The sequence below is a fragment of the Acrocarpospora catenulata genome, from assembly GCF_018476525.1.
GTDB lineage: Bacteria > Actinomycetota > Actinomycetes > Streptosporangiales > Streptosporangiaceae > Acrocarpospora > Acrocarpospora catenulata.
The window spans coordinates 47,872-69,587 of sequence record NZ_JAHCST010000029.1 but is presented as its reverse complement, the minus strand read 5'-3'; the positions used below and the strand labels follow the sequence as shown (position 1 = coordinate 69,587).

Genomic DNA, 21,716 nt, shown 5'->3' with positions numbered 1-21,716 from the left:
ACCCAGCCCTCCTCCGAATCCCAGAGTGGGACACCAAGTGCACAGGCCACACAAAGACCCCCCAATCCCCCACCCCACGCTGACACGGCAACCTGCGACGAGGGGCGACGCCCCCACATCGGAGGGCTCGGGGGTCGTCCCCCGCACAACAACGGAAGCGCAAGTCCGGCGCCTCCGATCGTTCCGTGACGGGGATGGCTGAGTGAACTGGTGACCGTGATCGCATTCGTTTATGAAAGTTACATCAGCGAATGAGCTCCCCCCTTCCCCGCCTGCCCAGAACGCGGCTGATCCAGCGGGGATCCGTTGCGCCCAAGACGCCGAACAGGCGACTGCGCCGGGGCGCGGGAACCGATATGGCGACGTAGACAACGCCTTGTGACCTGGCAGATCGGGCCCGCGAGTCGTGAAATCACGCCGGGCGCATGACCGGCGGAATCTCCCCTTGTTTGTGGAAGAACACCCGGCGTCTGCGCTGGAGTGGGCGAAGGTGTGCCTGCTCCTTTCTGTTCACTGTTGTCAGACACCACTGTTAGTGCGACATTACCTCAGACATCAGTCGGCATACGTCATACGTGTTGGACGTGACGATGACCACACCCCGTCTGCCACGGATCCTCAGGGCGTCCCATGAGGAGACCGCTCCCTTGCGGTGGCGACCTTCATCAACGCGGCACGGGGGCGGACGACCCTCCGATCGATGTCCTCGGCTGCACGACAGGCGCCACGTCCGCGCAATCGCACCCCCGATGAGTTCCGCCACGGCCGACGTGTTAGCGCGAACATCCTGCCCGGAACCAGCGAAAGGAACAGAGCGTGAAGTCAGCCTTGTCCACCACCGGAAAGGCGTTAGCAGCGCTTACGGTCTTCGTCGCCACTGTGCTGCTGCCGATCTTCGCGGGTGGCTCAGCGGCCTCGGCGGGAACCCAGGCCACCTACTACGTCGCCCCCGACGGCAACGACGTCAACCCCGGAACGATCACGTCACCGTTCAAAACCGTGCAGCGCGCGCGGGACGTCGTCCGCACGATCAACTCCGGAATGACAGGCGACATCTACATCTATCTTCGCGGGGGCACTTATCCGGTCAGCAGCACGATCGACTTCACGCCGGCCGACTCCGGCACGAATGGTTTCCGGGTCATCTACTCCGCGTACCAGAACGAAACGCCGATCCTCAGCGGCGGCGTTCAGGTAACCGGATGGACGCAGCACAGCGGTAACATCTGGAAAGCCTCGCTGAATCGCAGCAACAAGCTCCGCGCGCTCTATGTCAACGACAAGCGAGCGTTCATGGCCTCGAAGACCATAAGCTCGGCGGGGTGCTATGGAACCTACAACATCACAGCGGGGCAGGCGTCGTGGGCGTGGGAATCGGGTTCGCAGTGCGCCGGATCGAAGTACAGCCTGAGTGACTTCCCGGCTGTCGCGAACAATCAGGACGACATCGAAATAGAAACAGGGACGACCTGGACCACGGCCATCGTGGGAGTCCGGCAGGTCACCTCTGACAGCTCGAACCGCATCGCGCTGTTCCAGCAGCCGGGAGCGGCCATCGCCCAGGGCGCCTTCAACGGGAACGCGCAGGTCGGCGGCACCCACAAGGTCATGAACGCCTACGAGTTCCTGGACACGCCGGGCGAATTCTTCTTCGACAAGACGAGCAAGACGCTGTATTACTACAAGGCGAGCTCCGAGAACATGTCGACGGCGGCCGTTTTCGCCCCGAACAACGTGTCCACCCTGCTGAAGGTCGCCGGCACCTCCACGAGCGCGCGCGCCCGGAACATCACTTTCTCGGGCCTCACGGTTCAGCACTCCGACTGGAACCTGTTCAACGTGGCCGGCTCGGTGCTCAAGCAGGCCCAGCAAGGCAACCTCGGCGCACTCGCCTATGCCAGGCAGAACTTCCACGTCTACTACTACCGCAATGTCGACACGGCGCCCGGCATCATCCAGATCGAGAACGCCGACGGGCTCGTCCTGCAGAACAACCGGGTCCAGCACACCGGCGTCGACGGAATCAACATGGTCAACGACGTGGTGAACACGCAGCTGATCGGAAACTACACGAACGACATCGCCGGATCCGCTATTACCGTGGGCCATCCGCAGCACGTCTACATCGGTGACCACACCTCGTCGAATCGCGAGAAGTATTCCGCTCAGGTCGAGGGAGCGCCAAAGAACATCGAGATCAAGAACAACTACATCTACGACAGTGCGGTGCTGTTCAACGGGCACAGCCCCATCTCGGCCTACTTCGCCGACAGCCTGTCCATTCAGCGCAATCGCATCGAGAAATCCCCGTGGTCCGGTGTGACGCTCGGCTGGGGATGGTGGAACTTCGACGGATCGTCAGGCTCGATCGCGCCCAACCGGCCGACCACCACGGCGAGGAACAACACCATCAGCTACAACCACTTCATCGACACGGTGCAGCGCCTGAGCGACACGGCTCCCGTCTACACGCTGGGCAACCAGCCGGGAACCACGATCACCAACAACTACATGCAGGGCGTCCCGTCCGGTCACAAGTACGGACTCCACCCGGACGAAGGCTCGGGCAACATGGTCTTCCGCGACAACGTCCTGAGCGTGGACAAGAACATCACGTGGCTCATCAACTCCGACGATTTCGGGCGCAAGCACGATCTGAGCATCACGCAGACATACGGGCCGATCAACAAGGTCTCCAACAAGAACCTGCCGAACAGCACGATCCAGGACATCCTCGTGTCTTCCGACTATGTCTGGCCGGCGCCGGCGTACGGCATCGCCGTGAACTCCGGACTTGAGGACGCGTACAGGAACATCATCCCGCAGAGCAATCTCTCTCTGCCGGACTACGTCCTGCCCGCCAGCACGTTCGTCAGCAGCGGTACGACCTCGATCCCCATCCGCAGCGCCGGCGACGCGGCCAAGACCGTCTGGCTGGCCCCTTCGGGTACGACGTCCTTCGCCGCCGGCAACACGATGACCAGGGCAGGCGGCACCGCGACCTCCATCGCCGTCCCGACGTCGAATGGTGAGTACCGGCTCTTCGTGGTGGACGCCCAGGGGAACCGCTCGGCCGAGTCGAAGTCGCTCGTCAGGCAGGGCGGCGGCAGCAGCGGAGGCGGCCAGCAGATCGTCGGCGGCCAGTCGAACCGATGCGTGGACATCACCGGCGGCTCGTCTGCCAACGGCACCCAGGCGCAACTGTGGGACTGCGGCAGCGGCACCAACCAGCGACTGACGTACACGTCCGGCAAGCAGCTGCAGGTGTTCGGCAACAAGTGCCTGGACGCCTACGGCCAGGGCACCTCGAACGGCACCCAGGTGATCATCTGGGACTGCAACGGACAGACCAACCAGCAGTGGAACGTCAACTCCAACGGCACCATCACCGGCGTGCAGTCCGGCCTGTGCCTGGACGCCTTCGGCGGCGGCACCGCCAACGGCACGAAGATTATTTTGTGGTCCTGCAACGGAGGCTCGAACCAGCAGTGGAGCCTGCGCAGCTGACATGAGGTCCTACCGGCCGCGGACGGTCACGCCTGCACCGTCCGCGGCCCACTCTCCCGGTGATCTTTGTTTCGGTAGCAGTGGCGGGAGCCAGGGTTGGAAATCATCTACGTCCGCAAGACCTCGCCGACGTGGCCGCCTTGGAGAAGCGCGTCTGATCGTCATGCCATCAAACAAAGCGATCCTTTCCGGCAAACGTCTCCACCTACACGCCCCATAGGGCAACGCGCGAACACCGGGAGCGTGGGGACAGCGACCCCCAGTCACGAGCGGAACCAATACTCGCCTACCCAACAACGGGCAAACACCATAACGACCTGGGGGCGTGGGGGGCGGCGCCCCCCCACATCGGGGGTTCGGGGGGTCGTCCCCCCGTGTAACAACCGAAACGACCCTGGGAAGGAAGCACAAGCTTCCGACCAGGGTCGTCCCATTCGTGGAGGTGGCGGGAATCGAACCCGCGTCCTTCGGCACCGAGCCAGGGCTTCTCCGGGCGCAGCCTGTTGCGATTTTCTCGGCCCCGGCGATCTCACAGGCGAGTCGCCGACAGGCCCAGTCGCTGTTTGGTTTCCCTGGCGGCCCCGCGACCGGGCCTACAGGTTGAGCCTCCTAGCGATGCCAGATCCCGGGCCGGAGGCGGTCCCGGGCTGACACGGTATTACTCGCTGCTATTAGGCGGCGAGGGCCAGCTGCTGCCGGCCAACCGAAGTGCTCTGAGTATTGGCACTTATTGTTTTGCGGTCACAGTGTTAACGAGGTTATGTCCGCAGTCCTCGGCCCGCTTCCCCTGCCTTGAAATGTCGAAGTCGAAACCGGTCACCCCCTGTTGAATTATCAAACCCCGGACCCCCGCAAGCGAGAGAACCGAGATCCCAACCTTACCCTGGGCAACGCCCCCGCGCGAACCGGTATTCCTCCGACCACGCCCGAAGCCCCCGGAAGCCACTGGAGCTCCCGGGGGCCGACCGGCAGGGTCGAGCCGGTCCGGACGGCAGGGCTCCCCCCGAGATGGAGCCCTAGCCTCATCACATTGACCGAGCCCGCAACCCCCCAAGCGGAGCCCGGTCACCTAGGAAGACGCCAGGCCACCCCCGGATGGTTGCTCGCCCCGGAGAATTTCTCAGAACTCCTTCTGGGTGCCGCTGAAGAAGGACCCGGCGATCGTGGCGGCCGCGGCCGGATCGGCGCTCTCCACCATGACGGCGACCGCGATGTCCCCCTGCCACCCCACGAACCAGGACAGCTGCCGCCGCTCCTTCTTCTCCACGTAGCTGACCATGGACGCCACGCCGTACACGGGATCGCCGGGAGCGGCGGCGGCGCGGGCCGAACCGGAGGTGACGCCGACCCGCATCAGGGCGCGGAGTTCGGCGGCGCGCCCGGCGTCCAGCGGGACGGCGTCGGGCGGCGACGGCGGCGGGTCGGAGTCGGTCACCGGGTCCGGCGCGGCGGGCGAGGTGACCAGGGTGGGCGGATGCCAGGTCCCCGACTGTACCGCCCCGGCCACCAGCGCCATGACCAGCGGGCTGACCCGCACGATGGACCCCGCGATGATCTTCGCCCGGGCCGCGTCGGAAGTCCCTCCGGGCGTCGACCCGCTGAAGCTGTTCAACGGCAGTCCCCACTTCGCCCCGATGCCGAACTGGGCGGCGCTCGCGGCCAGCGTGCGCTCGTCCACCCGGCGGGCCAGCGAGGCGAGCGCGGTCACGCAGCCGTGCGCGAAGTCGGCCTCGAAGGTGGGCGCCGAGGAGATCACCCCGGTCTGCTGGAAGCGGGCCCCGCCCACAGTCCTGTCCGCGGTGCAGGGGATCTTCTGCCCGACGTCAAGCCCGGACTTGAGCAGCGCGTCGGTGGCCACCACCGAGAACGTGGTGCCGGGCGGGAACTTCCCGGCCAGCGCGTCATTCTCCTGGTGCAGCGTCTTGGTGGCCACCGCCCTGATCTGCCCGGTGGGCGCGTCCACGGCGACCAGCGCGGCCGGCAGGTCGCCGTTCACCGCGTTGTCGGCGGCCTGCTGGAGCCCGGCGTCCAGCGTGGTCTGCACGGGCGTGTTGTTCCGGCCTGGCCAGGACTTGAGCTCCTTGACCGTATCGGCCGTTTTGGTGTCCAGCACGATCACCCGGGTCTCGGTGGAGCCGGTGAGCTGGTCCTGGTAGGCCCGCTGCAACCCGTCCCGGCCGACCGTGTCCCCGGCCCGCTGTGGCCCGCCCAGCTGCTGCTCGCTCTCCGCGGTGACCGCGGTCACCCGCCCCACGATCTGCACCGGCGACTTGGGCGCCACCGGCGGATGCACGATGGCGATCTTCAACCCCTCAATGCGGTTGAGCTGGGCCTGGATCTCGTCGAACTTGCGCCGCCCGAAGGTGGCCAGCGGCACCGCGTCGGTCGGCGGGGCCGACAGCACCCGGCTGAGCAGCCGGTCCTGGGCGAAGCCGGTGATCTTGGCGAGGTCCTGGCAGAGCCGGGCGGGGTCGGCCAGCTGGGCGGGGATCACCTGCGCCACGTACAGCGTGTCGGCGTCCTGCAGGGTGTCGCCGTTGCGGTCCACGATCGGCTGGCGGCCCTGCGGGTCCGCCTTGACCGCCAGCCGCTGGCCCTCGTGCAGGTCGGGGTGCATGACGGTGGGCGACCACCGCACCTTCCACCGGCCCTCCACCAGGTGCAGCGGCAGCACGCTGTCGTATGTCCAGAGCGGGGTGTTCTCGCCGAGGTCCACCTCGGCCTGGAAGGCCGCTTTGGCGTTCTCGCCGTCCACGGTGATCTGCCCGAGCTTGAAGCGGATCGAGGCGGCGTCCAGGTGCAGCCCGAAGTCGCCGAGCGCCTTGCGGACCCCGGCCTCCTCGGCGTCGGCACGGCGGGCGGCCATCGCGTAATCGCCGGTCTGCCAGCCGACCAGGAAGTCCCGGATGGCCTCGTGCGGCGCCGGCTCCTCGAAGCAGGCGGTCAGGCCCGGCGCGAGGAGGCCGAGCACGAGCGCGAGCCGTACCGGACGAAGCCCTGCGCGGGACCTGACATGAGGAGACACGGCGCGGGGCGCCGCACCACGGGGAGTCACGGCCTAGCGGCCCCCCTTGCGGCGGGCCGCGTTGGAGAAGGCGCGGGCCATCTCGCGGTTGTCCTGCTTCTCGCGAAGGGTCTGCCGCTTGTCGTAGTCCTTCTTACCGCGGGCGATCCCCACCTCAAGTTTGGCGCGGCCGTCCTTGAAGTAGAGGGAGAGCGGCACCAGGGTGAGCCCGCGCTCCTTCAGCACCGCGAGGATCTTGCCGATCTCTTTGCGGTGCAGCAGCAGCTTCCGCTTCCTGCGCGCGGCGTGGTTGGTCCAGGTGCCCTGGCTGTACTCGGGAATGTAGACGTTGTACAGCCACGTCTCGTCGTTCTCGACCGTCGCGTAACCGTCGGTCAGGTTGGCCTTGCCCGCCCGCAGGGACTTCACCTCGGTGCCGGTCAGCACCAGGCCGGCCTCGTAGGTGTCCTCGATGAAGTAGTCGTGCCGGGCACGCTTGTTCTGGGCGATGAGCTTGCGCCCGGTCTCACGTGGCATGGTAGAGAGCCTACCGGCGCTCGTCACACCCGCAGATAGCGGCGGAGCGTGATGAATGAGGCCAGGATGCAGATGAGCACGCCGACCGCCATGGTCCCGGTGATCACCGCGGCCACGGTGTCCCAGCCCAGCGGCGACGGCATGTACACCTGAATGCCCTCGAAAATCATGATCTTGGTGATGATCAGCAGCACCGCCGCGAACACGCCGCCGATCAGACCGGCGATCACGCCCTCCAGCACGAACGGCAGCTGGATGTAGACGTTGGAGGCGCCCACCAGCCGCATGATGCCGGTCTCCCGCCGCCGGTTGTACGCCGAGAGCCGGACCGTGTTGCCGATCAGCAGGGTGGCCGCGCAGACCATCAGGAACGCCACGCCGAGCGCCATGTACTGCAGCTTGCCCATGAAGCCGAAGTAGTTGTCCAGCAGGTCACGCTCGTTGATGATGTTGGAGACCCCGGCCTGGCCCTCGATGCGCTCGGTGACCGCGGCCGCCGTGTCCGGGTCCCTCAGCTTGACCCGGAACGACTCGGGCATGTCCTCGACCTTGACGATCGCGGCCAGCGTACGGTTGCTGTCGGAGGTGGTGAAGTTCTCGTACGCCTTGGCGGCGTCCTCGAACACCACGCTCTCCACCTCGGGCATCTCCCTGATGGTCCCCTCCAGGGCGACCTTCTGCTCTTGGCTGATCGCGCTCTTGTCGCGGCAGGCCTCGAACGGGGAGCCCTTCTTGCAGAGGTAGACCGACAGCTCGACCTTGTCGGTCCAGTAGCCGGTCATCGACGAGACCTGTGAATTGATCATCAGCCCGACGCCGAGCAGTGCCATTCCGACCGCCACGGTCACGATGACCGCGATGGTCATCGTGAGGTTGCGGCGCAGGCCGATCCAGACCTCGGAGAAGATGAAATTCGCCCGCATGCTTCCTTCTTCTTAATACGCCTGGCCGTAGACACCCCGCGACTGGTCGCGGACGATCTTGCCATCTTCCAGCTCCACCACACGCTTACGCATGGAGTCCACGATGGCCGCGTCGTGCGTGGCCATCAGGACGGTGGTGCCGGTCCGGTTGATGCGGTCGAGCACCTTCATGATGCCGATGCTCGTCGCGGGGTCGATGTTTCCGGTCGGCTCGTCGGCCAGCAGGATCATCGGTCGGTTGACGAAGGCGCGCGCCATGGCCACCCGCTGCTGCTCACCGCCGGAGAGCTCGTCGGGCATGCGGTGCGCCTTCCCCTCAAGGCCCACCAGCTCGATGACCTCGGGCACCACCTTGCGGATGAACCGCCGGGGCTTGCCGATGACCTCAAGCGCGAACGCGACGTTCTCGTAGACGTTCTTGTTCGGCAGCAGCCGGAAGTCCTGGAAAACGCAGCCGATACGGCGCCGCAGGTGCGGCACCTTGAAATTGGAGAGCCGGGCGAGATCCTTCCCGGCTACATGGATGGCGCCGGAGTTGGGACGCTCTTCCTTGAGCACGAGACGGAGGAACGTGGACTTCCCCGAACCGGAAGGCCCTACGAGAAAGACGAACTCACCCTTGTCCACGTCCACGGAGACATGGTCGAGGGCGGGGCGGTTCTGATTCGCGTAGACCTTGGTGACATTATCGAAATGGATCACGGGCGCATCACGGCATGCCAGTCTAGGGGGCGGGGGACATCCAGCCCGGGGGGCGCCGGTCTCTTTACGCTAGATCGACGTTCCGGTTGGCCAGAGCTCAGTCTAGGGGTAACACTGGCATGGAACGTCCATAACGGAAACAAAACGATTAGAGCATGGGTAAAGCTGCGATGAGCTGCGAACACTTGATCTGCGCCGCGTGCGCCGGCCCTGTTGTCGAGGGCCGCTGCCCTGCCTGCCGGGCAGCCAGGGAGAAGGTCCACCACCACGGGTTCCTGGGCCTGTCCCCCGTGCTGCTCGTCCTTGTCGTAGTGCTGCTGCTCGCGCTGGCGGCCCTGAAGGTCTACTCTTCCTGACCCGCCTCGGTGCGGCGCATCCACCGGATCTCGCCCTCGATGAACCCGTCGAGGTCGCCGTCCAGCACGGCCGACGGGTTCCCCGCCTCGACCCCCGTCCGCAGGTCCTTGACGATCTGGTACGGATGCAGCACGTAGTTGCGGATCTGCGTCCCCCACGACGTGGTGGACTCGCCCCGCAGCTCGCTCATGGCCGCCGCCTCCTCCTGCCGCTTGCGCTCCAGCAGCTTGGCCTGGAGCACGGCCATCGCCGAGGCCCGGTTCTGCAGCTGGGAACGCTCGTTCTGGCAGGAGACCACGATGCCGGTGGGCAGGTGGGTGATCCGGACGGCCGAGTCGGTGGTGTTGACGCCCTGGCCGCCCGGCCCGGAGGAGCGGTAGACGTCGATCCGCAGATCGTCCTCATTGATGTCGATGTGGTCGGTCTGCTCCACCACGGGCACCACGTCCACCCCCGCGAAGGAGGTCTGCCGGCGGCCCTGGTTGTCGAACGGGCTGATCCGGACCAGCCGGTGGGTGCCGTGCTCACCGCGGAGCGTGCCGTACGCGTACGGCGCCTTGACGGTGAAGGTGGCCGACTTGATGCCGGCCTCCTCGGCGTAGGAGGTGTCGTAGACCTCGGTGCCGTAGCCCTTGCGCTCGGCCCAGCGCAGATACATGCGCAGCAGCATCTGCGCCCAGTCGGCCGCGTCCACGCCGCCGGCCTGGGAGTTGATGGTGATCAGGGCCTCGCGGGAGTCGTACTCCCCCGACAGCAGGGTGCGCACCTCAAGGGCGCCGATGTCGGCGCGGAGGGCGGCCAGCTCGCGGTCGGCCTCGGCCAGGGTGTCCTCGTCGCCCTCCTCGGCGGCCAGCTGGTAGAGCACGCCCAGGTCCTCCAGCCGCCCGGTCAGGCCCTCCACCCTGTTCACCTCGCCCTGGAGGTGGGAGAGCTTGCTGGTGACCTTCTGCGCGGCCTCGGGGTCGTTCCACAGGTCGGGCGCGGCTGCCTGCTCGCCCAGCTCGACGATCTGCTTGCGCAGGGCGTCAAGGTTGAGCACGTCCTGGATGCTGTTCAGCGTGCCGGTAAGCTCGTGAATCTCTTCGGCTGGATCGATGGCTGCCACGCTTGATAAGCGTACGCGAACGTGGGACCCGTTCGGGTCGGCCGGGCTGGCTACGATGGTGCCCGGCATCCGGGGAATGGGGAGGTGGCGTGCGCCGAGCTTTACTCCCCGTGCTCCTGGTCTTCGTGTCGGCGTGCTCGGCCAGTTCGGCCGAGAAACCGGTCGCCCCGAGCCCGGTCGCGCACACCACGGCGGCCCCCTCCCCCAGCCCCGCGCCGCCCGCGCTCACCCTCGACGAGGCGGCACAGGCCTTCCGCGACCATCTGGCCGTCGACGACGTGGCCCGGGTCACCGGTGACGAACGCTGGGCGCTGGAACTGGCCAGGGACGGGCAGGACCTGATCACCATCGCCCAGTACCGGGGCAGCCGGTCCAAGCCGCCCCGCTACACCTGGGGCGAGCCCACGCTGATCGTCCCCCGGCAGAACGGCCGGGCGCCGCTCTGGTTCGCCGCGGTGGCCGAGCGCCGCGCCCCCGGCGAAGATCCCCGGCAGGCCCTGCTGGTCTTCGTCCAGCAGGGCGGGATCTGGCAGAACAGCTTCGAGTCGCTGCTCGAAACCGACCTGCCCGAGATCGAGCTGGACCCGGAGGGCTACGCCACCGCCCTGGACAGCCGGGACGAGAGCATCGCGATCAGCCCGCATCTGATGGGCCCGCTGCACGCCACCGTGGCCGAGGAGGGCAGCGGCGGTTACGCCTCGGCCCTGATCGAGCCCGGCCCCCACACCACCGGCTACCACGACGAGATCGCCAGCCTGGACAAGGAGTTCCGGAGGCGGGAGGTGGGCTATGACTCGATCTTCGCGCTGGCCGTCGGCTTCCCGGTGTTCGCCATCCGGACCGCCGACGGCGGCGGCCTGCTGCTCTACTCCCTGACCCGGACCACCACCTGGACCCCGGAGGGGACCGCCCAGGGCATGCACATGGAGATCCCGGAAGCGGCCCGCTGGACCATCTTCACCGAGGTCATCATCAAGGAACGCCGCATCCTGGAGACCCAGCAGTACGTGAGCAGGGTGCCGCCCCGGGACTCCACCGCGCCCGCCGCGATCATCGGATACGACGGGCTGGTGACGAGAGGCAGCGTCAGCAACTAGGCAGCCCCGCGGGGCAGACTGCTGCTGACCACGAGCGTGCGGATGGCGCGCAGCGCCACCGACAGGGTGGCCAGGTCGAAGTTGTCGCTCTCCCAGATTTCCAGCAGCGTCTGCCGGAACCGGGCCACCGCCGCCTCGTTGGCCCGCACCCAGAGGGCCAGCCGCTCCTCGGGGGCGAGCCCGGGGCTGCTGTGGATCAGCACGTCCCTGGTGAGGCTGGCGTGCGCCGAGTACAGGTCGTCCCGCAGGGCCAGCCTGGCCATGGTGTTCCACCGGCTGTCCCGGGGCAGCGCGATCACCCGCTCCCGCAGCCGGGCCAGCTGGATCCGGTCGGCCAGGTCGAAGTAGACCTCGGCCACCTCGTTGACCGGCCGCCCGGTGCTCGACGCGATCTCCACCAGGTCGAAGGTGGAGTAGGCGGGCACCATCGCCGCGGTCCGCTCGGCCAGTTCGGCCGGCACCCCCTGGGCCACGAAGGCGTCCCGCCGCTCCTCGTACGCGGTGCGGTCCAGCCCGGCCAGCATCTTCGGCAGTTGCGGCAGCAACCCGTTGGCGCCCTTGACGAAGTAGTCGGCGGCGGAGGCCAGGTCCAGCGGCGGGCGCCGGTTGCTCACCAGCCACCTTGTGCCGCGCTCGGAGAGCTTGCGCCCCTCCAGCAGCATGGTCAGCTGGGTGCCCACCGCCACCTGGCCGTCCAGCGCCTCCACCTGCCGCCGGAAGGAGGCCAGGTCGAAGACCTCCCTGGCGACCAGGTAGGCGCGGGCGATGTCCGGCAGGGAGGCCCCGGTCTCCTCGATGAACCGGTAGACGAAGGTGGTCCCGCTGAAGTTGATCATGTCGTTCACCACGCCGGTGGTGATGATCTCCCGGCGCAGCGGGTGCGCGTCCATCGAGGTCCGGTACCGCTCGCGCAGCGCCGACGGGAAGTACGACACCAGCCAGCCACGCAGCGCCGGGTCGTCCGGCAGGTCGGAGGCGAGCAGCTCGCGGTCCGCCAGCAGCTTGGTGTAGGCGAGCACCACCGACAGCTCGGGCGAGGTGAGCCCGAGGCGGGCCTGCCGCCGCTCGGCCAGCGCCTTGTCCGAGGCCAGCGCCTCCAGCTCCCGGTCGATCAGCCCGGCCCGCTCCAGCCAGCGCAGGTACCTGGCGTGGATGTGCAGCATCTCCGGCGCCTGCTTGCGGGCCGCCGCCAGCACCACGTTCTGCGCGTGGTTGTCGCGCAGCACCAGCTCGGCCACCTCGTCGGTCATGTCGCGGAAGAGCTCGTTGCGCTGCTCGGCGGTGAGCTCGCCGTCCCGGACCACCTGGTTGAGCAGGATCTTGATGTTCACCTCGTGGTCGGAGGTGTCCACCCCGGCCGAGTTGTCGATGAAGTCGGTGTTGATCAGGCCGCCGCCGAGTGCGAACTCCACCCGGGCCCGCTGGGTGAAGCCCAGGTTGCCGCCCTCGCCGATCACCCGGCAGCGCAGGTCGGCGGCGTTGACCCGGAGCGCGTCGTTGGCCTTGTCGCCGACGTCGGCGTGCGACTCGGTGCTGGCCTTGGCGTAGGTCCCGATGCCCCCGTTCCAGAGCAGGTCCACCGGAGCCTTGAGGATGGCGCTGATCAGCTCGGTGGGGGTGAGCGCGGTGACCCCTTCGGGGATGCCGAGGGCCGCCCTGACCTGGAGGGAGATCGGCACGGACTTGGCGGTGCGCGGCCAGACACCGCCGCCCGCCGAGATCAGCTCCGGCGCGTAGTCCGCCCAGGAGCTGCGCGGCAGCGCGAACAGGCGGCGCCGCTCGGCGAAGCTCGCCGCGGCGTCGGGGTCGGGGTCGACGAACACGTGCCGGTGGTCGAAGGCGGCCAGCAGCCGGATGTGCGGGGAGAGCAGCATGCCGTTGCCGAACACGTCTCCGGACATGTCGCCGATGCCGGCCACGGTGAAATCGGTCGTCTGCACGTCCACGCCGAGTGTGCGGAAGTGGTACTTCACCGACTCCCAGGCGCCGCGCGCGGTGATGCCCATGGCCTTGTGGTCGTATCCGACCGAGCCGCCGGAGGCGAAGGCGTCGCCGAGCCAGAAGTTGTGCTCGGCGGCCACCTCGTTGGCGATGTCGGAGAAGGTGGCGGTGCCCTTGTCGGCGGCGACCACCAGGTAGGTGTCGTCGCCGTCGTGCCTGACCACGTCGGTCGGGGGCACGACCTGGCCGCCGACCAGGTTGTCGGTCAGGTCGAGCAGCCCGGAGATGAACTGCCGGTAGCAGGCGATGCCCTCGGCGAGCAGCTCGTCCCGCCCGCCGGCCGGCGGGCGCTTGACCACGAACCCGCCCTTGGAGCCGGTCGGCACGATCACGGTGTTCTTCACCATCTGCGCCTTGACCAGCCCGAGGATCTCGGTGCGGAAGTCCTCCATCCGGTCCGACCAGCGCAGCCCGCCCCTGGCCACCTGGCCGAACCGCAGGTGCACGCCCTCCACCCGGGGCGAGTAGACGAAGATCTCGAACTTGGGCCGGGGCGGCGGCAGCACGCTGATCGCCGTCGGGTCGAACTTCAGCGCCAGGTACGGCTTGCGCCGCCCTTCCGGCCGCTGGTAGTAGCTGGTCCGCAGGGTGGCGGTGATGGTCTCCAGGTAGGCCCGCAGGATCCGGTCCTCGTCCAGCGAGGCCACCTCGTCCAGGGAGGCCAGGATCTCCTCGCGGAGCGCCGCGCAGAGCTCCTCCCGCACGTCGGCCCCGCGCCCCGGGTCCAGCCGCGCCTCGAAGAGGCCGACCAGCAGCCGGGCCAGCCGCACGTTGCCCAGCAGCACCTTCTCGATGTACTCCTGGCTGAACGTGGTCCCGGCCTGGCGCAGGTACTTGGCGTACGCGCGGAGGATCTCGGCCTGCTCCCAGGTGAGCCCGGCGGCCAGCACCAGGGCGTTGAAGCCGTCGCACTCCACCTCGCCCCGCCAGAGCGCGGCGAAGGCGTCCTGGAAGAGCCGCTTGAAGTCGTCGGGGTCGACCTCCGCGGACGGGGCGCAGCGCAGGCCGAAGTCGTAGATCCAGGCGTCCTTGGTGGCGGGGTCGTTGTCCCGGTCCACCTCATGCGGTCGCTCGTCCACCACCTCCACGCCCATGCGCTGGAGCAGCGGCAGCACGTGGCTGAGCGAGACGGGGGCGCCCAGGCGGTAGAGCTTGAGGCGGCGTTCGCCCTCGGCGGCGCCCGCCGGCTCGTACAGGTTCATGGCGATCGCGTCGGGGTCGTCCTCGGAGAGCCCTTCGAGGACCGTCAGGTCGGCGACCGCGGTGGCCGGGAGGAAGTCGGCCTTGTAGCCCTCCGGGAAGGCCGTGAGGTAGCGGCGGACGAGGGCGGGGGCCTGCTCCTCCGGGCAGAGCTCGGCGATGGCGGCGGACAGGCCGTCCTCCCAGGAGCGCGTGGTGTCCGCGACCCTGGCCTCCAGCTCGTCCAGGTTCGCCGGGAGCGGGCCGAGCGGCCTGCCCCGTTCGCCGCGGACCACCACGTGCACGCGGGCCAGCGAGGACTCCCCGACCATGGCGCTGTAGTCCACGGTGGTGCCGCCCAGCGCCGTGCGCAGCAGCTCCTGCATGCGCAGCCGGACCTTGGTGGTGTACCGGTCCCGGGGCAGGTAGATCAGGCAGGAGATGTACCGGCCGTAGTCCTCGCGGCGGAGGAAGAGCCGGACCTGCCGCCGCTCGCGGAGCCGGAGCACGCCCAGCGCGATCGGCAGCAGCTCGTCCACCGAGATCTGGAAGAGCTCCGAACGCGGGTAGGTCTCCAGGATCTCGATCAGGTCCTTGCCGTCGTGGCTGTCCGGCGAGAGCTGGGCCCGGGTCAGCACCTCGGCCAGCTTCCTGCGGAGCACCGGGATGCGGGAGATCGACTCGTGGTAGGCCACGTAGGTGAACAGGCCCAGGAAGCGGCGCTCGCCGGTCACCTCGCCGTCCGGGCCGAACAGCTTGACCCCGACGTAGTCGAGGTAGGCGGGCCGGTAGACGGTGGCCGTGCTGTTGGCCTTGGTGATGATCAGGATCTGCTTCTCCCTGGCCTTGGCCCGCAGCTCGGGCGGCATGGCGGAGAAGCTGTCGGACCCCGGCCGGTCGGCGCGCAGCACGCCCAGGCCGGTGCCGGGCACGGCGGTGAGGGTGTCGTCGGCCTCCAGCCGGTACTCCCGGGAGCCGAGGAACAGGAAACGCTCGTCGGCCAGCCAGCGGAGCAGCTCCCCGCTCTCCTCCACCTCGGCGGGGTCCAGCGGCGGCGGGTTGCCGACCAGGTCGTCGGCGGTCATCAGGGCCAGCGCGGACATCTTGGAGCCGTCCTCGACGGCGTCCCGCACGTCCTCGAGCACCCGGGCCAGGTCGGCCTCCAGCCGGCCCAGCTCGGCGGGGTCGCCCTGCCGATCGATCTCGATGTGCATCCAGGACTCGGTCAGCACCAGACCGGTGACCTCGGCGTCCTCGGCGCCCAGCAGGCGCCCGGTCAGGTCCCGGCGGACCCGGAGCTGGGGGTGCACCACCAGGTGGATGCCGAGCTGGTGCCGCTCCAGCTCGGTGGTGACCGAGTCGAGCAGGTACGGCATGTCGTCGGTGACGATCTGGACCACCGAGTATCCGGGGTCCCAGCCGCTGGCCGCTAAGGTCGGTGTGAAGGCCCGGACCAGGGCCCGGCCGTGCGGCCGCACGGCGGCCAGGTCGCGGTGCGCCAGGGCGGGACCGCAGATGTTCACCGGGTCGCGGTCGCTCAGGTCGTCGGGCGGAACGTTGCGGTAGTACTCCCGCAGAACCGGGAACGTCTCCTCGACGTCTCCCGTGCCCTGGACGGTCACGCAGGCCGCGGCCGCGGTGCGGAGCAGATCATCCATCGCCTCAGCCGTGTCGAGCGGCATTTCGGAACTCACTCCCTTGTGAGGTGGTGCTGGGTCGAGACCGGGAGAGGAATGGTTGGGTAAGCGTTCCTACCCACTTCACCGACTGGGGAGACCGCGTCCGGGACGATGGCGTTTCCGTGCCCGCTCCAGCTCGCGCAGGAGAGGTGTGAACCAGAGCTCGTGGACCTGGTGCCAGGTGATGAAGGAGAGTTCGTCACTGGCCCCCGACTGGGGCTCCTGGTCGAAGAGCTGGGGCAGGCTTCGGTAGTCGCCATCGATTCAGCCGCGCGCCGTCCTCACCAGTGTCCGGCGAGTCGGTACGGCTCTTGCCTCGGACATCCCGAACTCCCTCGGCGGCGGGTGTCCCTCAGGTCCCCATTGACCTGGGTTCGCCACCGACCCCGATCCCATCCGAAATCCGGCCGGGCGTCAACTCACTGGCGGGTTCGGTGTGACTCGGACTTGACCTCGTCGAGCAGCCCTGGGAGCTCACGGAGCTCCTCAAGCTCGACCCGGCACTGGGCACACGCGGCGAGGTGGAGTTCGAAGCCCTGAACGTCTTCGAGGTCCAGCACCCCGAGGGCGTAGGCCGCCACGTCGTGGTGTGCGGACTCCCCGAAGACCGACATCAGTTGGCCACTCCCCTCTCTTTCAGAACCGCCCGCAGTGCACGCAACGCATAGTAGAGCCTGGACTTCACCGTACCCGGTGGTATCCCCAGTATCTCCGCCGCCTCGTTAACTGTGCGGTCCCGTAAGTATGTCTGTTCTATAACTTCCCTGTGATCTGGCGACAGGCCGCGTAACGCCTCGGCGACCACAATGGACGCCAGCGTGCGGTCGGCCGTGTCGGGGACGGCGATGCTGTCCGCCTCGGGGGGTTCCACCTCCCGGGGACGGACGCCTCGCCGGCGACGGCCGTCGATCACGATGCGGCGAGAGACGGTCAGGAGCCAGGCCCAGAGCAGCCCTCGCTCCCACGTCAGCTTCGGCGCGTTACGCCAAGCGCGCAGGAGCGTCTCCTGGACGACGTCCTCAGCCCACTGCAGGTCGTTGCCGGTCGTCTGCCTGACCTGACGGAGCAACGGACCACCGAACTCCTCATACAGCTCTCTGATCAGACGATCATCCCGATCAGGTTCGTCGTCGGGGTCCAGCCGCTCGAACCGGGTGTCGAGTTGTCGGCGCACGAGGCACATAGTGGCACCCGGCTTTGTGTGATGTACACAACTACCGTAACTCCAGTCATTTCTGACTATGCGCTGAAGGGCCCGAAAAATGAGCTGAACCGCCTCCCGGACACCCGCGTACCTCCCACCGAAAGAGAGGAGGCGCCATGCGGTTCCGGTTTGGGGAGCTCGTGGTGTTCGGAGTCTTCCTGTTCGCGGCGGCGGTGGCCGTCATCGTGGTGGTGCCGCAGAGTCAGGCGGCGCAACAGGAGGGCTGGACCCAGACGCGGTGGGGCCCGCTGGGTCCGGCCGACCGAGATCTGCTCATCAAGGTGCGGTGGGCAGGCCTCTGGGAGATCCCCGCCGGCCGCTGGGCGCAGGAGCGCTCGACGAACGCCAAGGTCAAGGAGACCGGCCAGCACCTGGTCAGAGATCACGCCCAGCTCGACGAGGACGTCCGCGCCGAGGCGCTGGAGCTCGGGGTCTCGCTGCCCGACGAACCCAACGCCGACCAGCAGCGCTGGCTCGGCGAGCTGTCCAGCACGACCGGCGCCCAGTTCGACCAGATCTTCGCCGACCGGCTGCGCGCCGCGCACGGCAAGGTCTTCTCGGCCATCGCCGCAGTTCGCGCGGGCACCAAGAACGACAAGATCCGCGACTTCGCCACGAAGGCCAATGCGGTCGTCCTCAAGCACATGACGCTGCTTGAGGAGACGGGCCTGGTGGACTACGCCGCGCTCCCCACCCCACTGCCTTAGCTAGTCAGTTCGTACTAGTTCCAAGAGGAGAATCCATGCGAAAACGCTCTATAGCGGTCGCTGGCGTCCTACTGGCGGGGTCGCTCGCCGGGCTTCCCGGGTCCCCCATCCCCATCCTCGCCGGGCCCGCCTTCGCCAACGAGCAGTTCGGGCCCGTGCTCAGCGACTTCGTCGACATCCGGCGGGTTCCGCCGGGGAACACCGGCGTCCGCGCCGGTCGCGGTTCGTTCACCTCGCAGTGCGGCCGCAACCAGAACGGGCATCGCAACTCCGACAACCACATCGTGGCCCCCGGCGTGACCAACGGAGCCCACCACGTGCACGACTACGTGGGCAACCTGACCACCAACGGGTTCTCCACCGACCAGAGCCTGGCGGCAGGCGGGACCACCTGCCGGTTCGGCGACAAGTCCGCGTACTTCTGGCCGGTGATCCGGAGCAGGCCTGACCTCCTCCAGGAGCTCAACCAGCAGCAACAGCAGAACCGGCGCAACCAGCAACAGAACCAGCAGCAGCAGAACCAGCAGCAGAACAACAACCAGAACCAGCAACAGGGCCAACAGCAGGGCCAGCAACAGAACCAGCAGAACCAGCAGGGCCAGCAACAGAACCAGCAAGGCCAGCAAGGCCAGCAGGGTCAGCAGCAGGACCCCAACCTTCAGGACCAGCAGAACAACCAGAACAACCAGCAGAACCAGCAGCAGGGGCAGCAGCAGAACCCCGTCAACCCGACGCCGTCGCAGGAGCCCCAGCAGATCCGGCCGCCGGCCCCCGGTGAGGACGGTTCCGAGCTCGGCGGGGCCGCCGACGGCAACATCGGCACCATCCTGCGCCCGCGCCAGGTCGTGCTGGAGTTCCGCGGCAACCGGGCCAGCCGGGTGGTGGCCATGCCCAGGTTCCTCCGCCTGATCACCGGTGACGCCAAGGCGGCCACCAACGGCGGCGCCAACGCCCGGGCCATGTGGAGCTGCACCGGCTTCACCAACCGGTTCACCACCCAGTACCCGCTCTGCCCACGCGGCAGCCTGCTCCTGCGCGTCCTGGACTTCCCCAGCTGCTGGGACGGTCAGAACACCGACAGCGCCAACCACCGCACGCACGTGGTGTTCCCCGACGGGAACGGCGCCTGCCCGTCCGGCACCCAGGCGGTCCCGCAGCTGCGCATGACCCTGGTGTACCAGGTGCCGCAGGGTCCCTCGTTCGCGGTGGACGCCTTCCCCGAACAACGGCACAGCCCGATCACCGACCACGCGGACTTCCACAACGTGATGTCCAACCAGCTCATGAACTTCGTGGTCCAGTGCATCAACCGCGGACGCCGCTGCTGACGTCAACGGTTCGGCACGCCCCGAGCCCCAGCACCCCCCAAACAAGAGTCCCCCTCCCGGAGGAACGAGTGTCCAAAAGACGGGCTCACCGCCGTGCCGGCACCCCGCTCAACCTGCAGAACAGGGCCGTCCGGATCTCCCTGGGCACCCTGGTGATAATCGTCATGCTCGGTTCCCTGCTCGCCGCCAGAAGCGGGCTGAGCGCCGGGCTGATGCTCGCGGCGCAGGAGTTCCTGACCTTCTACGCCGGTGTGTTCTCCCTGGTCGCCCTCACCGCCACGGTCGGCCTGGGCCTGCTCGCCTCCGAACGAGTGATCATGTCCATCCCCTGGCGGGTGCGCGCCCAGCTCGTGCACCGCGCGGCCGCGCTCGTCGGGGTGGGGTTCCTGATCACCCACATCGGGATGAAGCTCGCCGCCGGACTGGTCCCCCCCTGGGGATCGGTGCTCCCCACGACGAACCTGGCCATCGGGGCGGGGGCCATCGCCTCCGACCTGATGATCGTGGTCGTCGCCACCGGCGTGATGCGCGGCCGGTTCGCGCAGGCCGAGCGCCCCTGGCTCTGGCGCGGCCTGCACGACCTGGCCTACCTGGCCTGGCCCGTGTCGATACTGCACGGCCTGGCCGCCGGCCGTACCCCGGCCGAATGGGTCACCTGGTGTTACGTCGGCTGCCTCGTGGCGGTCGGCACCGCACTCCTCCTCCGGGTCGTGGCCTCGCTCCGCCCTGCGGCGAGCATGGCCGAGGACCTGGAAGACCTCCCGATGCCCGAAGTGGCGCCGCAGTCGGTGCCTGAACCGATCAGCATCGTGGGCCGCGAACGCACCTCCTCCAAACTCCGGAGAGTCGTATGATCCCCTACCGCGTCTCCAAGATCCGCAGAATGGGTCCGGCCCGGCTCACCGCCGGGCTGGACGACCACCGTCGTCTCGACCTGGACGCCCACTACAGCGTGCACCGGCAGCTGGACGGCGAGACGGTGGACTCGCTCATCTCGCTCGCGGAGGAGGTGGACCTGCGCGGCCGCGGCGGGGCCGCCTTCCCCTTCGCCCGCAAGCTGCGCGCGGTCGCCGCGCACACCCGAACCTCCGACACGGTGGTGCTGGTCAACGCCGCGGAGGGCGAGCCGGCCAGCATGAAGGACAAGATGCTGCTGACCCGCTCGCCGCACCTGGTGCTGGAGGGCGCGCTGCTGGCGGCCAGCGCGCTGGACTCCAAGGAGGTGGTGGTGGCCACCCCCGCCGGGGAGCTGGCCGAGGGCTCCATGCTGGCCGCCGTCGCCGAGCGCGGCCTGACCGGGTACGTCCGGGTGGTCGGCATCCAGGAGCGGTTCATCTCCGGCGAGGGCGGCGCCCTGGTCAAGGCTGTCAACGGCGAGCTGGGCATGCCGTCCGGGCGGAAGGTCAGGTCCAGCGACAGCGGGGTGAACGGGCTGCCCACGCTGCTCTCCAACACCGAGACGTTCGCGCAGCTGGCGCTGCTGGCCGAGCTCGGGCCGCAGGAGTACGCGTCGGTGGGCACCGCGCAGGAGCCGGGCACCATCCTGCTCAGCGTGAGCGGCTCGGTGGTGGCCCCCTCGGTGGTGGAGGTCACCCCCGGCCTGCCGCTGGCCGCGGTGCTGGACCTGTGCGAGGCCAACGTGGGCGACGGCCTGCTGGTCGGCGGCTACCACGGCAAGTGGCTGAGCGCGGCGGACGCCTACGGCGCGATCGTGTCCCGCCGGGGCATGTCCCAGTCGGGCGGGGAGCTGGGCGCGGGCATCATCGTCCCGCTGGGCCCGGACACCTGCCCGCTCGGCGAGACGGTCCGGGTGGCCGCCTACCTGGCCGCGCAGTCGGCCGGCCAGTGCGGCCCCTGCCGGATCGGCCTGCCGTCGCTGGCCAGGGCGCTGGCCGAGCTGACCGTGGGCACCCAGGGCGCGCTGGACCTGGTGCAGCAGGCGGCCACCGCGGTACGCGGCCGGGGCGCCTGCTTCCACCCGGACGGAACCTCCAGGTTCGTGCTCTCCGCGCTGGAGGCGTTCAAGGACGACGTGGAGGAGCACCGGCTGAACGGCACCTGCGGGCGGCCGGTCAAGGAAGTGCTGCCGCTGCCCATCGTGGACTCCACCGACGTCCGGCTGGTGGTGGACTGGACCCGCTGCCAGGGTCACGGCCTCTGCGCGCACCTGGTTCCCGAACTCGTGAAACTGGACCACCATGGCTATCCCGTGTTCATCGACAGCCCGGTCCCGGCCTGGGCCAAGAGCGAGGCCCAGCGCGCGGTGGAGATGTGCCCGGCCCTGGCCCTGCGCATCGGACAACGATGATCTGACCCGACGCTCCAACCAAAACCCCATATCGCGCGTCTCATGGGATAGCTCCACTCTCGGGGAGAGACCATGCGA

General features: G+C 68.4%; 15 protein-coding genes and 1 other RNA gene. 7 read left to right on the top strand and 9 right to left on the bottom strand.

The window, feature by feature from the left end; genetic code table 11:
• The first annotated feature begins 999 nt into the window (after window positions 1-999).
• Entirely contained in the window at window positions 1,000-3,507 is a 2,508-nt protein-coding gene (locus tag KIP79_RS49660) for an RICIN domain-containing protein (RefSeq protein ID WP_308169904.1), read from the top strand.
• 434 nt (window positions 3,508-3,941) lie between these two features.
• On the opposite strand, the gene ssrA is transcribed toward KIP79_RS49660, so the two are convergent.
• The 5 genes from ssrA to ftsE form a co-directional block, all read right to left on the bottom strand.
• Window positions 3,942-4,331, bottom strand: a transfer-messenger RNA (tmRNA) gene (ssrA, locus tag KIP79_RS26555).
• 296 nt (window positions 4,332-4,627) lie between these two features.
• Window positions 4,628-6,478 (bottom strand): penicillin-binding transpeptidase domain-containing protein, encoded by a 1,851-nt coding sequence (locus tag KIP79_RS26550; protein WP_308169903.1) that lies wholly within the window; start codon window positions 6,476-6,478, stop codon window positions 4,628-4,630.
• Between the two features lie 87 nt (window positions 6,479-6,565).
• Window positions 6,566-7,048, bottom strand: a complete 483-nt coding sequence (gene smpB / locus KIP79_RS26545) for an SsrA-binding protein SmpB (protein ID WP_214107640.1) — start codon at window positions 7,046-7,048, stop codon at window positions 6,566-6,568.
• Window positions 7,049-7,071: 23 nt separating this feature from the next.
• Window positions 7,072-7,971 (bottom strand): permease-like cell division protein FtsX, encoded by a 900-nt coding sequence (gene ftsX / locus KIP79_RS26540; RefSeq protein ID WP_214107639.1) that lies wholly within the window; start codon window positions 7,969-7,971, stop codon window positions 7,072-7,074.
• Between the two features lie 12 nt (window positions 7,972-7,983).
• Complete coding sequence (gene ftsE / locus KIP79_RS26535; protein WP_214107638.1) at window positions 7,984-8,673, bottom strand: cell division ATP-binding protein FtsE; 690 nt, start codon at window positions 8,671-8,673, stop codon at window positions 7,984-7,986.
• A gap of 155 nt (window positions 8,674-8,828) precedes the next feature.
• Here ftsE and KIP79_RS26530 point away from each other — a divergent pair, with 155 nt between their 5' ends.
• Window positions 8,829-9,029, top strand: a complete 201-nt coding sequence (locus KIP79_RS26530) for a hypothetical protein (protein WP_308169902.1) — start codon at window positions 8,829-8,831, stop codon at window positions 9,027-9,029.
• Here the strand turns inward: KIP79_RS26530 and prfB are convergent.
• Entirely contained in the window at window positions 9,017-10,135 is a 1,119-nt protein-coding gene (prfB, locus tag KIP79_RS26525) for a peptide chain release factor 2 (protein ID WP_214107637.1), read from the bottom strand. The genes KIP79_RS26530 and prfB overlap by 13 nt on opposite strands.
• Window positions 10,136-10,224: 89 nt before the next feature.
• On the opposite strand from prfB, the gene KIP79_RS26520 reads away from it, so the two are divergent.
• A complete protein-coding gene (locus KIP79_RS26520; protein ID WP_214107636.1) occupies window positions 10,225-11,232 on the top strand; it encodes a DUF8094 domain-containing protein in 1,008 nt (335 codons plus the stop codon).
• Here the strand turns inward: KIP79_RS26520 and KIP79_RS26515 are convergent.
• From KIP79_RS26515 to KIP79_RS26505, 3 genes are all read right to left on the bottom strand, one after another.
• The gene (locus tag KIP79_RS26515; protein WP_214107635.1) at window positions 11,229-16,094 is read right to left on the bottom strand and encodes an NAD-glutamate dehydrogenase; all 4,866 of its coding nucleotides are present in this window, start codon (window positions 16,092-16,094) and stop codon (window positions 11,229-11,231) included. The two genes, KIP79_RS26520 and KIP79_RS26515, sit on opposite strands and share 4 nt — an antisense overlap.
• Before the next feature lie 416 nt (window positions 16,095-16,510).
• Window positions 16,511-16,705 (bottom strand): zf-HC2 domain-containing protein, encoded by a 195-nt coding sequence (locus KIP79_RS26510; RefSeq protein ID WP_214107634.1) that lies wholly within the window; start codon window positions 16,703-16,705, stop codon window positions 16,511-16,513.
• Window positions 16,705-17,274: a sigma-70 family RNA polymerase sigma factor gene (locus tag KIP79_RS26505; RefSeq protein WP_443611860.1), complete on the bottom strand. Its 570-nt coding sequence runs from the start codon at window positions 17,272-17,274 to the stop codon at window positions 16,705-16,707. Before KIP79_RS26505 ends, KIP79_RS26510 begins: the two co-directional genes overlap by 1 nt.
• A 137-nt stretch (window positions 17,275-17,411) precedes the next feature.
• Between KIP79_RS26505 and KIP79_RS26500 the strand changes: the two genes are divergently transcribed.
• The 4 genes from KIP79_RS26500 to KIP79_RS26485 all read left to right on the top strand — a co-directional run bounded on the left by KIP79_RS26500 (window position 17,412) and on the right by KIP79_RS26485 (window position 21,638).
• A complete protein-coding gene (locus tag KIP79_RS26500) occupies window positions 17,412-18,002 on the top strand; it encodes a DUF4142 domain-containing protein (protein WP_214107633.1) in 591 nt (196 codons plus the stop codon).
• Between the two features lie 35 nt (window positions 18,003-18,037).
• A complete protein-coding gene (locus KIP79_RS26495) occupies window positions 18,038-19,330 on the top strand; it encodes a DUF1996 domain-containing protein (protein ID WP_250213871.1) in 1,293 nt (430 codons plus the stop codon).
• Between the two features lie 68 nt (window positions 19,331-19,398).
• Window positions 19,399-20,184, top strand: a complete 786-nt coding sequence (locus tag KIP79_RS26490; RefSeq protein WP_214107632.1) for a hypothetical protein — start codon at window positions 19,399-19,401, stop codon at window positions 20,182-20,184.
• Window positions 20,181-21,638, top strand: a complete 1,458-nt coding sequence (locus KIP79_RS26485) for an NADH-quinone oxidoreductase subunit NuoF family protein (protein WP_250213870.1) — start codon at window positions 20,181-20,183, stop codon at window positions 21,636-21,638. The genes KIP79_RS26490 and KIP79_RS26485 overlap by 4 nt, the downstream gene beginning before the upstream one ends.
• Window positions 21,639-21,716 lie beyond the last annotated feature (78 nt).